The sequence below is a fragment of the Methylobacterium nodulans ORS 2060 genome, from assembly GCF_000022085.1.
In the GTDB taxonomy this organism is placed as follows: domain Bacteria; phylum Pseudomonadota; class Alphaproteobacteria; order Rhizobiales; family Beijerinckiaceae; genus Methylobacterium; species Methylobacterium nodulans.
Genome location: NC_011894.1, coordinates 7,325,410 through 7,337,547 on the forward strand (window position 1 = coordinate 7,325,410; position 12,138 = coordinate 7,337,547).

12 protein-coding genes are annotated in these 12,138 nt (G+C 73.4%); 4 read left to right on the plus strand and 8 right to left on the minus strand.

The features are described from left to right. Nucleotides 1-30 precede the first annotated feature (30 nt). From MNOD_RS34200 to MNOD_RS34215, 4 genes are all read right to left on the minus strand, one after another. A complete protein-coding gene (locus MNOD_RS34200; protein WP_157091622.1) occupies nt 31-282 on the minus strand; it encodes a hypothetical protein in 252 nt (83 codons plus the stop codon). A gap of 106 nt (nt 283-388) precedes the next feature. After that, nucleotides 389-664, minus strand: coding sequence for a hypothetical protein (locus MNOD_RS34205; RefSeq protein ID WP_015933533.1), 276 nt, complete (start codon nt 662-664; stop codon nt 389-391). Nucleotides 665-751: 87 nt separating this feature from the next. Continuing rightward, nucleotides 752-937, minus strand: a complete 186-nt coding sequence (locus MNOD_RS34210) for a YegP family protein (protein ID WP_015933534.1) — start codon at nt 935-937, stop codon at nt 752-754. A 225-nt stretch (nt 938-1,162) separates the two neighbouring features. Then, nucleotides 1,163-2,683 (minus strand): DEAD/DEAH box helicase, encoded by a 1,521-nt coding sequence (locus MNOD_RS34215; RefSeq protein ID WP_015933535.1) that lies wholly within the window; start codon nt 2,681-2,683, stop codon nt 1,163-1,165. Nucleotides 2,684-3,183: 500 nt separating this feature from the next. Between MNOD_RS34215 and MNOD_RS34220 the strand changes: the two genes are divergently transcribed. Beyond that, nucleotides 3,184-4,263 carry an NAD(P)H-dependent flavin oxidoreductase gene (locus tag MNOD_RS34220; RefSeq protein WP_015933536.1) on the plus strand — a complete coding sequence of 360 codons (1,080 nt, stop codon included), beginning with the start codon at nt 3,184-3,186 and terminating at the stop codon, nt 4,261-4,263. Nucleotides 4,264-4,276: 13 nt separating this feature from the next. On the opposite strand, the gene MNOD_RS34225 is transcribed toward MNOD_RS34220, so the two are convergent. Then, a complete protein-coding gene (locus MNOD_RS34225) occupies nt 4,277-5,731 on the minus strand; it encodes an MFS transporter (RefSeq protein WP_015933537.1) in 1,455 nt (484 codons plus the stop codon). Nucleotides 5,732-5,886: 155 nt separating this feature from the next. Between MNOD_RS34225 and MNOD_RS34230 the strand changes: the two genes are divergently transcribed. The 3 genes from MNOD_RS34230 to MNOD_RS34240 all read left to right on the plus strand — a co-directional run bounded on the left by MNOD_RS34230 (nt 5,887) and on the right by MNOD_RS34240 (nt 9,330). Next, nucleotides 5,887-6,435, plus strand: coding sequence for a GNAT family N-acetyltransferase (locus MNOD_RS34230; RefSeq protein ID WP_015933538.1), 549 nt, complete (start codon nt 5,887-5,889; stop codon nt 6,433-6,435). Next, complete coding sequence (locus MNOD_RS34235; RefSeq protein WP_015933539.1) at nt 6,432-7,634, plus strand: MFS transporter; 1,203 nt, start codon at nt 6,432-6,434, stop codon at nt 7,632-7,634. The genes MNOD_RS34230 and MNOD_RS34235 overlap by 4 nt, the downstream gene beginning before the upstream one ends. A gap of 112 nt (nt 7,635-7,746) precedes the next feature. Then, nucleotides 7,747-9,330 carry an outer membrane beta-barrel protein gene (locus MNOD_RS34240; RefSeq protein WP_244424615.1) on the plus strand — a complete coding sequence of 528 codons (1,584 nt, stop codon included), beginning with the start codon at nt 7,747-7,749 and terminating at the stop codon, nt 9,328-9,330. A gap of 42 nt (nt 9,331-9,372) precedes the next feature. Here MNOD_RS34240 and MNOD_RS34245 read toward each other — a convergent pair whose 3' ends face one another. The 3 genes from MNOD_RS34245 to MNOD_RS34255 all read right to left on the minus strand — a co-directional run bounded on the left by MNOD_RS34245 (nt 9,373) and on the right by MNOD_RS34255 (nt 12,126). Further along, nucleotides 9,373-10,452 carry a D-TA family PLP-dependent enzyme gene (locus tag MNOD_RS34245; RefSeq protein WP_015933541.1) on the minus strand — a complete coding sequence of 360 codons (1,080 nt, stop codon included), beginning with the start codon at nt 10,450-10,452 and terminating at the stop codon, nt 9,373-9,375. 118 nt (nt 10,453-10,570) lie between these two features. After that, nucleotides 10,571-11,176, minus strand: coding sequence for an AprI/Inh family metalloprotease inhibitor (locus MNOD_RS34250; protein ID WP_015933542.1), 606 nt, complete (start codon nt 11,174-11,176; stop codon nt 10,571-10,573). Between the two features lie 167 nt (nt 11,177-11,343). After that, nucleotides 11,344-12,126, minus strand: coding sequence for a succinate dehydrogenase iron-sulfur subunit (locus MNOD_RS34255; protein ID WP_015933543.1), 783 nt, complete (start codon nt 12,124-12,126; stop codon nt 11,344-11,346). Nucleotides 12,127-12,138: the final 12 nt, after the last annotated feature.

Consider the following 12,138-nt stretch of genomic DNA (forward strand, 5'->3'; position numbering starts at 1 on the left):
CATCCCCCGCGGGGCCGGGGTGACTGCGCCTTAGTTCTGGGCCTGCGCGGCGTCGAGGGACGCCAGTTCGCTGCGCGCCTGGGCGATCAGGCGGGCGTGCTGGAGCTGCAGGGCGCGGCTGTTGGCGCCCTGGCCGGCGGAGCTGCGGATCTCGGCGAGCGCCCGTTCGTAGTCCTGAAGCTGAGCTTCGATGCGACGGCGACGTTCCGCGATGCTGTACGGCATTCCGGTTTCCCCTTGATTGGTCGAGGCGCGGCCGCCGGAACGGCCGAGCTCGTCCAACCATGGCCATCAGTGGGGCGGGAATGCGGCAGGCCGCTCCGGCGCAGCCACGAATGGGGCGAAGGCCACCGGGAAGGGCCGGCGCGGCGCCGGCCCCGGGAACGGCTCAGTAGCGGTAGAAGCCGCGGCGGTGGGGATGGCCGTAGAAGCCGTGATGATGGCGGCGGTACCCGTAGGCGCGGCCGTAGGGCGGCCCGAAGCGGCGATAGCCGTAGGGGCGGCCCCAATGGTGGTGGTGCCGGCGATAGTAGCCGTACTGCGCCCAGGCGGTGGGACCCGGCGCGGCTGCGGGAGCGGAGAGGGGCGCGGCGGTCGCGGCTTGCGGCGCGAGAGCGGCACCGCCCAGCACCAGGCCGGCGGCCAGGATCACGGTCTTCAGCACGTGGGAGAACTCCTGCGTGAGGGGTGACGCGCTCCAGGGGAGCGCGAGTGCCCACAACGCGCGAGGCGGGCTTCGGTTCACTGCGCCTCAGGCGATCTTCAACGTCATGTCGATGACGGGTGCCTGTGCCGCCCCCTTCACGAGGGCGATGCCGTGCTCGCAATCCTCGCGGCGGATGTAGCCCTCCGCCGAATCGGCGATCACCTCGCCGTTCGTGGCCCGCAGCCGCCAGCGCCAGTGCCCGCCCGCGTCCCGGAACAGTTCGAAGCGCATCGTGCCCTCCTGTGATGGATGATCCGCCCGGAGAGATGGGGGCTTCCGAAAGCGCGGCAATGCGGGTCGCGCCAGGAACCGGCGCCGCCGCAAGACTTGTTTCGATAAGACTTGCCTCGATAAGACTTGCCTCGACCCCAAAACGGGAGCGGCCCGCACTCAGCCTGTGAGGCGCGGGCCGCTCGTTGCAATGCCGGGGGTGATGGCCCGGACCGGTGCTGCGCCTTAGCGCGGCGCGCGGTCGAGCCAGCCGATGGCGCGGCCGTCCTGGCCGCCTTGGGCGGGGGCCCGGCCGCGGTCGCGGTGCGGCTGCCCCTGCGGCCGGCCATGGCCCTTCGGGCCCTCGGCCCGGTGCGCCGCCGGGCGCCCATCCTGCGCCGGACGGCCGGGACGCGCCTCCTGGGCCGGGCGGCCGCCGTCGCGGGGCCGTCCCTCGCCGGGGCGTCCGCCCTGGCCATGCTGGCGCCCGCCCTGCGGGCGACCGCCGGGCCCGCCCTGCGGACGCGCGCCGTGCGACCGGCCGGGGCGCTGGCCCCGCGGCCCGGGCTGGCGCCGGTCGCGCTCGGCCTCCGCTACCGCCTCGGCGGCCTCCTGGCGGCTCGGGGGCACGAAGCCCACGGGGATCGCCATCTCGGGCACCTTCTGGCGGGTCAGGCGCTCGATGTCGCGGAGATACGCGCGCTCCTCCTCGTTGCAGAACGAGATGGCGAGCCCGTCCGCGCCTGCGCGGGCCGTGCGGCCGATGCGGTGGACATAGGCCTCCGGCACGTTCGGCAGGTCGAAATTCACCACATGGGTGACGCCCTCGACGTCGATGCCGCGGGCGGCGATGTCGGTGGCGACGAGCACCCGGCAGGTCCCGGCCCGGAAGGCGGCGAGCGCCCGCTCGCGCTGGGGCTGGGACTTGTTGCCGTGGATCGCCGCCGAGCCGATGCCGACCTTCTCCAGACCTCGCACGACGCGGTCGGCGCCGTGCTTGGTGCGGGTGAAGACCAGCACCCGGTCGATCGATTCGTCGCGCAGGATCGTGCCGAGCAGCGCCTGCTTGGCGCCGGTCGAGACGTGGATGACCCGCTGCTCGACGCGCTCGGCCGTGGTGGCGACGGGCGTCACCGCCACCTGGACCGGGTCGCGCAGGTACTGCGCCGCGAGGGTCGCGATGTTCTTCGGCATGGTGGCCGAGAAGAACAGGCTCTGGCGCGCCTTCGGCAGCAGGGTGACGATGCGCTTGAGCGCGTGGATGAAGCCGAGGTCGAGCATCTGGTCGGCCTCGTCGAGGACGAGGTACTCGACGGAGTCGAGGCTCAGCGACCGGCGGTCGACGAGGTCGAGGAGCCGGCCCGGGGTCGCGACCAGGACGTCGATGCCGTTCGCCAGCGCCCGCTCCTGGCGGCCGATGGTGACGCCGCCGAACACCACGGTGGTGCTGAAGGGCAGGAACTTGCCGTAATCGCGAAAACTGTCGGCGATCTGGCTGGCGAGCTCGCGGGTCGGCGAGAGGACGAGGACCCGGCAGCCGCGGCGCGGGGCGCGCTTGGCCGGGGTCTCGCTGGCGAGGCGGTGCAGGATCGGCAGCGCGAAGGCGGCGGTCTTGCCGGTGCCGGTCTGGGCGATGCCGCAGAGATCGCGGCCGGTCATGGCGGGCGGCACCGCCTGCGCCTGGATCGGGGTCGGCGTGACGTAGCCGGTCTCGGCGAGCGCCTTCATGATCGGCGCCGCGAGGCCGAAATCAACGAACTGGGTCAAGGTGAATCTGTCTCTCGGGAAGCAGCGGGATCGCCCGGACGGGTGCGCGCAGCACCGCGATCGCGATCCGTCGTTCTGGGGAGGGCCGCCCGCGTGATGGGGCTGCCCGGAGGGGTCAAGCGATCGAAGAGAGGGGCCGGGCCTGCCGCGCGGGAAAGCGGGCCAATCCGTCACGCAGCCCCCTCACGCGGGCCGGAGAGGCCGCTGACGCTGCAGGTGCGATATGGCGGTGTGCGGGTGCGAAGTCAATGCGGGAGGGCCGGCGGTCGGACCTCCCCGGATGGCGGCGGTGTCGGGCGGCTGCCCTGGGGCCGGCTCTGGCGCCCACCTCGCACCTCAGCATGAGGAGCGGTGGGCCTGCCAGGTTGCTCCGAGCCACGTCATCCCCTGCCGTACGGCTCTCCCGAGGGCCTTCGTCCCCGAGGGCCTTCGTCGGCGAGCCTGCCCGACCTGTAAGTTCCCGCTTGCGGTCGCGCTGCGGCGGGAGTTCAAATCCCCCCATGTCCGACCTGCACCCTGCCCTCGCCCGCGCCGAGGCTTTCTGCACGCGCTACGGCCTGCGCCTCCCGATCCTGCTCGCGCCGATGGCCGGCGCCTGCCCGCCCTCCCTGTCGATCGCGGTGGCCGAGGCCGGCGGGCTCGGGGCCTGCGGCGCGCTGCTCATGCCTCCGCCCGCGATCCTCGCCTGGGCCGCCGAGATGCGGGCGGGGAGCGCCGGGCCGTTCCAGCTCAACCTCTGGATCCCCGATCCGGCGCCCGTGCGCGACCCGGACCACGAGGCGCGCCTCAGGACCTTCCTCGGGACTTTCGGTCCGGCGGTGCCGCCGGAGGCCGGCGACGCGACGCCGCCGGACTTCTCGGCCCAGTGCGAGGCCCTCCTCGAAGCGGCGCCGCCGATCGTCTCCTCGGTCATGGGGCTCTACCCGCCCGCCTTCGTCGAGCGGCTGAAGGCGCGCGGCATCGCCTGGTGGGCGAATGTCTCGACGGTGGCAGAAGCCCTCGCCGCCGAGGCGGCCGGCGCGGATGCGGTCGTGGCCCAGGGCGCGGAGGCCGGCGGCCATCGCGGCTGTTTCGATGCGGGACGAGCCGAGGCCGAGATGGTCGGCACCCTGGCGCTGGTGCCGGCGGTGGTGGATGCGGTGCGGATTCCGGTCGTCGCGACGGGCGGCATCGCGGAGGCGCGGGGCGCGGCCGCCGCCCTTCTCCTCGGCGCGAGCGCGGTCCAGATCGGCACCGGGTTCCTGCGCTGCCCGGAGGCGAAGCTCGCCCCCGCCTGGGCGGCGGCGCTCGGCCGGGCGCGGCCCGAGGATACGCGGGTCGCCCGGGTGTTCAGCGGCCGGGCGGGGCGCAGCCTCGCAACCGCCTATGTGGCGGCGGCGACGGCGCCCGAGGCGCCTCCCCCAGCACCCTACCCCGTCCAGCGCGGCCTGACGCAGGCGATGCGCGACGCCGCGACCCGCGCAGGCGATGTGGAGCGGATGCAGGCCTGGGCCGGTCAGGCCGCCGGTTTCGCCCGGGCCGAGCCCGCGGGCGAGGTCGTGGCCGACCTGTGGGAGGGCATGCGGGCGCTGCTGCGCTGATCGCCCCGCCGGATCACTCCGCCGCGGCGAGCGGCGTGGCGACCTCCTCCAGCGCGCGCCGCTCGGCCGCGACGCCCCAGATTCCCGCCACGATCCCGGCCGCGATCATCAAGCCGGAGGCGACCAGATAGCCGCCGAGGATCGCCTCGCGGGACTGCCCCTCGATCAGGAGCCCGAACAGGGCCGGCCCCGCCGCCCCGATCCCCGTGCCGATCGCGTAGAACACCGCGATCGCGAGCGCCCGGATCTCCAGCGGGAAGACTTCGCTCACCGTCAGGTAGGCCGAGCTCGCCGCCGCGGAGGCGAAGAAGAATACCGTCATCCAGCTCAGCGTGAGCGTCGTGGCGGTCAGCACTTGCTGCTGGAACAGCAGCCCGCTCAGGGCCAAGAGCAGCCCCGAGATCCCGTAGGTCAGCGCGATCATCGGCTTGCGGCCGAGCGTGTCGAACAGGCGCCCGAGCACCACCGGGCCGAAGAAGTTGCCGGCCGCGAAGGGCAGGATGTACCAGCCGATCGCCCCCGCCGGCACCTTGTAGAAATCGATCAGGATCAGCCCGTAGGTGAAGAAGATCGCGTTGTAGAAGAAGGCCTGGGCCGCCATCAGGGAGAGCCCGACGAGGGCGCGCTGCCGGTAGCGGGCGAGCGTCGAAAACACCTCGGCGAGCGGGGTGTGGCGGCGCTGGCGCAGGCGCGCCATCCGGAACGGGCCTCGGGAGAGGATGTGCCCCTCGCGCCGGAACCGCTCCTCGATCCCTGCCACCACGGCTTCGGCCTCCCCGGCGCGGCCGTGGGTCATCAGCCAGCGCGGGCTCTCGGGGATCCAGGTGCGCAGGAGGAGGATGACGAGGCCGAGGAACGCGCCGAGCAGGAAGGCCGCGCGCCAGCCGTGGTCGGGGCCGAACAGGGCAGGATCGAGCACGATGAGCGAGGCACCCGCGCCCAGCACCGCGCCGAGCCAGAACGAGCCGTTGATGACGAGGTCGGTCCAGCCGCGGGCGCGGGCCGGGATCAGCTCCTGGATCGTCGAGTTGATCGCCGTGTACTCGCCGCCGATTCCGGCCCCGGTGAGGAACCGGAACAGGCAGAAGCTCCACAGATTCCAGGAGAAGCCGGTGGCGGCGGTGGCCGCGAGGTAGACGGCGAGCGTGACGAAGAACAGCTTCTTGCGCCCGAGCCGGTCGGTGAGCCAGCCGAACCAGATCGCCCCCAGCACCGCCCCGGCGAGATAGCTCGAAGTGGCGAGCCCGATCTCCGCATTGGTGAAGCGCAGGGTCGGGCTCTCGCGGAGCGCCCCCGCGAGCGCCCCCGCCAGCGTGACTTCCAGCCCGTCGAGGATCCAGGTGATGCCGAGCGCCAGCACCACCAGGGTGTGGAACCGCCCCCAGGGCAGCCGGTCGAGGCGGGCCGAGACATCGGTCTCGATGATGCCCTCATCGGGGCGGGTCGGGGCGGGGGCGAGCGACGACATCGGCACCTGGCGGCTGGGAGCGGGTCACGGGGAAGATAGGGCGGCGGGTGCATCCCGCCCCCTGCATCCGGCTTACGGCCGCCATGCATCGATCCGCGATGCGCTCAAGCCCGAAGCCGTGCCACAAGCAGAGCCGGACAGGGAGGCGGCCCGGCATGGCGGCGATTCCGGATGGGGCGATGATCGTGCGGCCCTGCGGACCGGAGGACATTCCGGCCGTGCAGGCGATCTACGCCCAGGCGGTCCTGACCGGCCGCGCCTCGTTCGAGCTCGATCCGCCGGACATCCCCGAGATGCTGCGCCGCCACGCGGGCCTCGTCGGCGCGGGCTTCCCCTTCCTCGCGGCCATGCGGGGCGAGACCCTGCTCGGCTATGCCTATGCGGGGCCCTACCGGGCGCGGCCGGCCTACCGGAGCACGGTCGAGAACTCGGTCTATGTCGATCCGGCCCGGCACGGGCAGGGCATCGGCCGGCGCCTGCTCGGCGATCTGATCGCGGCCGCAACCGAGCGGGGCTTCCGCCAGATGGTCGCGGTGATCGGGGATTCGGCGAACACCGCCTCGATCCGCCTGCATGCGGCTCTGGGCTTCGCCCAGGTGGGCGTGCTGCGCGCGGTCGGATGGAAGCACGGACAATGGCTCGACACGGTGCTGATGCAGCGGGCGCTGGGGCAAGGCGACGCGGTGCCGCCGGATCCGCGGTGATCCGCGCCGGCCTCGTGCTGCGGCTCGGCCTCTCGCAGCTCGTGCTCTGGGGCATCAGCTACTACCTCGTCGGCGTGTTCGGCCCTGAGATCGGGGCCGATCTCGGGATCTCCCCGAGCCTGACCTATGGCGGGTTCTCGGTCGGCCTCCTCGCCATGGGCTTCGCCTCTCCGGCGGTCGGGCGCGCCATCGACGCGCGGGGCGGCCGGGCGGTGATGAGCCTCGGCTCCCTCGTGGTGGCGGCCGGGCTCGTCGGGCTCGCGTCCTGCCGCGGCCTCGCGGGCTACGGCCTGTCCTGGCTGGTGCTCGGGCTCGGCATGCGCATGACGCTCTACGAGGCGGCCTTCGCCGCGCTGGCGCGCATCGGCGGCCCGGAGGCCCGCGGGCCGATCGCCCAGGTGACGCTGTTCGGCGGGCTGGCCTCGAGCGTGCTCTGGCCGGTCGGCCATGCGCTCGCCGAGGCGTATGGCTGGCGCATGGCGCTCCTCGCCTATGCGGGGCTGGCGGTCGCGACCCTGCCGCTCCACCTCGCCATCCCGGACCGGCGCCACGCGGCGGAGACCTCCGGCGAACGGGTGTGCGCCAGGCCGCCGCTCGCGCGCACGCCGGCCGAGGCGCGTCTCGCCGGACGGCTCTACGCCCTCACCGCGGCCCTCGCGAGCGTCCTCAACGCAGCCATGTCCGCCCACATGATCCCGATCCTGATCGGGCTCGGGATCGGCCCCGCCGCGGCGGTCTGGATCGGCACCGTGCGGGGCATCGGCCAGACCGGCTCGCGCCTCGGCGAGGTGCTGTTCGGGCGGCACCTCAGCCCGCTTGCCCTCGGGCTCGCCGCGGCGCTGCTCCTGCCCGCGGGCTTCGCGGCGGGTTTCGCGAGCGGGGCCGCCACCGCCGCGGCGCTGGCCTTCGCGCTCCTCTACGGGGCCGGGAACGGGCTGCTCACCATCGTCCGCGGGACGGTGCCGCTCGTCCTGTTCGCGCCGCAGGCCTACGGGACTCTGGTCGGGCGCCTGCTCGCCCCGAGCTTCGTCGTCTCGGCCCTCGCCCCGCTCGCCTTCGCGGCGGTGATCGAGCGCTTCGGCGAGACGGCGGCGCTCGCTCTCTCCCTGGCGCTCTCGGGAGTCGTGGTCGGCGCCTCGGCGTGGCTGTGGTGGCGCTTCGGCCGCGGCGCGCCGGATCTCGCGGAGCTCGGCGGCTGATCCTGCCGAAGCGTCAGTTACGTGCCCTTAACCATGCCGATTGTAGCGCTCTTAACCATGATGGTCCGGTGCCCTGCTGGCGGCAGGTCCGGTGCAGGCGGAGCGGCCGGTGGTGGCAGAGCGGCCGAGGGTCAGGTTGCGGCGGGGCGCGGCGCGGCGCCGGGGCGCCTCCGGGCTCGCGCTCGCGGCGCTCGCCCTGCTTTCGGGGGCCGCTTCCGCCCAGACCCTGCCGAGCCTCGGATCCGATCCCGGGCTGGGGACTTCCCTCGACCGTGACGGGTCCACCGGCGGCCGGCCCGCGCCGCCGGGCGCTGCAGGCCTGCGGGGCTCCTCGGATCCGACCCTGCGGGCAGCGGGCATCCGCGGGGCCGGCGCGGGTGAGCGGTCCCGCACCCCGCCGCGCCGACGCTCCCGGCCGCCGACGGCAGCGAGCATCCGGCAGGCGACCCAGTTGCCGGTCCCCGATGCGCGCCTGCGCCCGGCCGTGCAGGAGCCCGTGACCGTCCTGCCCGACCCGGTCCTCGCCGGGCCGCTGCTGCGTCGGCGCCCGATCGACCCGACCGATCCCTACGCGCCCCTCGGCCTGAGGGTCGGCGGCCTCACGCTCTTCCCTGCCCTTCAGCAGAGCATCGGCTACGACACCAATCCGGACCGCACCGCGCGGGGCAAGGGATCGCTCGCCCTGCGCACCGACGGCGAACTCGGATTCCAGAGCGACTGGTCGGCCCATTCGCTCACCGGCGCGCTGCGCGGCGGCTACAGCGACTATCCGGACAACCGGGCCGCCAGCCGTCCCGACGGCGACGGGGCCTTCCTTTTGCGCCTCGACGCGTCCCGCGACACCCGGTTCGAGGTCGAGGGCCGCTACGCGATCACGACCCAGCGCGCGGGCAGCCCGGACCTGAACGCGCAGCTGCGCGAGCGCCCGATCGTGGCCGCCTATGGCGGCTCGGTCGGCGTGGTGCAGGACTTCAACCGCCTGCAGGTGGCGCTGCGCGGCGTCGTCGCCCGCGAGACCTACGACGACGCGCAACTCGCCAATGGCGGCGTCCAGCGCCAGGCCGACCGCAACGCCAATACCTACGGCCTGCGCCTGCGCACGGGCTACGAGATCCGGCCCGGCTTCACGCCCTTCGTGGACGTGCTCGTCGATACCCGCATCCACGACTATGCGGTGGACTTCTCCGGCTACCGCCGCAACTCGGACGGGCTGACGCTCCGGGCCGGCAGCACCTTCGAGCTGAGCCGGATCCTCACCGGCGAGGTGTCGGGCGGGTATCTGCGCCGCAGCTACGCGGACAGCCGGCTGCGCGACGTCACGGGTCCGGTCTTCGACGGCGCGCTCGCCTGGGCGGCGACGCCACTCACTACCCTGCGCCTCACCGCCAGCACCGGCGTGATCGAGACCGTGGTGCCGAATGCGAGCGGCGTGCTGACGCAAGCCATCGGTGCCGAGCTCATCCACGACCTGCGGCGCAACCTGCGCCTGACGCTGATCGGCACGCTCTACAGCAACGACTATCAGGGCGTGGGCATCCGCGAGGACGGCTACCTCGCCGGCCTCAAGATCGATTACCGGCTCAACCGCTGGCTCGGCATCCGGGTGAGCTACGCGCACGAGAACCTGCACAGCACCTCGGCCGGGTCGAGCTACGCCGCCGACACCGTCCTGGTGGGCCTGCGCGTCAACCCGTGAGCCGTGCAGCGCGGGTCGGCCCTTGAGCCGCGGACGCGCGGATCAGCCCGTCAGGCCGCGGGCCGCGACCGGGATCTCGCCGATGATGCGCCCGCCCCGGGTGGTCACCAGCCGGTCGACCATGTTGACGACGACGCAGACATGGTTGGGCACCACGCGCACTACCGCGCCGACGGGCAGCGCGTCCGGGCAGGCCGCGAGGTCGAGGAAGCCGTGCTCCTCGGCGAGCTTGTGGATGCGGGCCTGCGGCACCTCGCGGATCAGCCCGTAGCCGTCGAGGCCGCCGCCTGGATCCGCCGTGAGCGTCTTCGAGCCCGCATCGAGGACGCCCCGCTCCGGCGTCGCCCGGCTCACCACCGTCGCCACCACATCGAGGGCGCAATCCGCCAGGGTCGCGGCGCCGCAGGCCATCATCATGCGATCGTTGAAGATGAAGGTGCCGGCCCGGTGCTCGGTGGCGCCCCGGATCGCCCCGAGATGCTTCAGGTTCGGGGTGCCGCCCGTCGAGACGATGCGGGCCTGAAGTCCCTCCCCGGCAAGCCCCGCCTGGACGGCGTCGAGGAAGCCCTGCGTCGCCTGAACGCCGTCCTCCGGCGGATAGAGGAGGAGCCCGGCGAAGCGCAGGGCGGGCGTGCCGGCGATCATCCGGGCGAGCGCCACCGCCTCTGCGGGCGTCGCGACGCCGGCGCGGGCCCGGCCCGTGTCGCATTCCACCACCACGTCGAGGGGCCGCTCCGCCGCCGCCGCGGCCTCGCCGAGGCCCTCCACCACCGCCGGATGGTCCGCGCTCACGGTGAGCGGCATGCGCCGCAGCAGCCGGGCGAGGCGTTCGAGCTTCTCCGGGCCGACGAGGTTGTAGCTGATCAGGATGTCCGAGAGGCCGGCCTCGGCCATCACCTCGGCCTCGCCGAGGGTCTGGCAGGTCAGGCCGCGCGCGCCTGCCTCCTGCTGCAGCCGTGCGAGCACCGGGCTCTTGTGGGTCTTGATGTGCGGGCGGTTGGCGAGCCCGGCGGCGTCGCAGGCCGCCTGGAGCCGGGCGATGTTCCGCTCGACTTGGTCGAGGTCGATCATCACGGCGGGCGAGCCGAACGTGCGGGCGACCTCTTCGGCGAGGGTGGTCATGGGGCCTCCAGGGGGAGTGCGACGAGGCGGTCGGGCGCAGCGGTCCCGCAATTCTGCGTGTCGGGATGTCGGCACCGCATGCCACGTCTCGTGGGGCGAGTCCAAGCCCCGCGCGGCCTCACCGCACCAGCGAGAGCGGCGCGCCGGATTTCGACAGGGCGCCGTCCATGGCCCCGCCCGCCGGGCGCAGGCGCGCCGCGACGGTGCCGCCCGGCTGGTACAGATAGACTTCGCCGTCCCGGTAGTCCCAGGCCGTGACCCGGGCGAGATCCTTGTTGGCGCAGCCGCTCGACGTCGCCTTGTAGAGGTCGAGGGCCGGGGTGCTGGCGAGGGTCAGGCGGCAGCTCGCCCCGGTCGCATCCTTGGCGGTCCACCCCCCGACCACCGCCGAGCGCCCGCCGCTCGAGACCGGCGGCGGGGGCGGCGCCACGGCGGCCTGCTGCTGCACCGGCGGCGGGCTCGGCTCGGCGATGATCGGGCCGCCCGGATTGGCGGCGACCTCGCCCGGCGCGGCGCTCGCGCCCGGGGGCGGCGCGAGCGGGGCCGAGGTGACGGGGCCCGCCGCGAGGCCCGGCGCACCGAGATCGGGCTCGATGTCCGGCGCGGCCGGGCGCGCCGCCTGCCGTGCGGCGACGCGCGGCTGGTCGAAGCGCGACGAGGCGCAGGCCCCGAGGCTTGCGGCGAGTGCCAGAACGGCGACGGAGCGGAGATACGGACGCGGCATCACGGGGTCCCGGGCAGGAGAGCGGCTCGCCGCGAGATACGCGCCCGCGAAGGCGCGGGCAGGGCCGGCGGAAACGACAAAGGCGCCCGGAGGCGCCTTTTCGAGCGGGTGTGACCCGCAGGCATCAGGGGGCGCCCCCGAGGGGGGCGCATACCCCCGAGGGGGGATCACACCTCCCGCGCCACCATCATCTTCTTGATCTCGGCGATGGCCTTGGCCGGGTTGAGGCCCTTCGGGCAGGTATTGGCGCAGTTCATGATGGTGTGGCAGCGGTAGAGCCGGAACGGGTCGTGCAGGATGTCGAGCCGCTCGCCCGTATGCTCGTCGCGGCTGTCGATCAGCCAGCGATAGGCCTGGAGCAGCGCCGCCGGGCCGAGGAAGCGGTCGCCGTTCCACCAGTAGCTCGGGCAGGAGGTGGTGCAGCAGGCGCACAGGATGCACTCGTAGAGGCCGTCGAGCCGGGCGCGGTCCTCCGGCGTCTGGCGCCATTCCTTCTCGGGGGCCGGGGTCTCGGTCTGCAGCCAGGGCTCGATCGCCGCATGCTGGGCGAAGAAGCTCGACAGGTCCGGCACCAGATCCTTCAGCACCGGCATGTGCGGCAGCGGATAGATCTTGATCTGGCTCGACTTGCAATCGTCGATGCCGAGCGTGCAGGCCAGCGTGTTCTGCCCCATGATGTTCATGGCGCAGGAGCCGCAGATGCCCTCGCGGCAGGAGCGCCGGAAGGTCAGGGTCGGGTCGACCTTGTTCTTGATCCACAGGAGCGCGTCGAGGACCATCGGGCCGCAATCGTCGCGGTCGACGTAGTAGGTGTCGATCCGCGGATTGGCGCCGTCATCCTGGTTCCAGCGGTAGATCCGGAACTCCTGCAGGTTCTTGGCGCCGGCCGGCTTCGGCCAGGTCTTGCCCTCGGTGTATTGCGAGTTCTTGGGAAGGGTGAACTGGGCCATGACGAAAAGAGG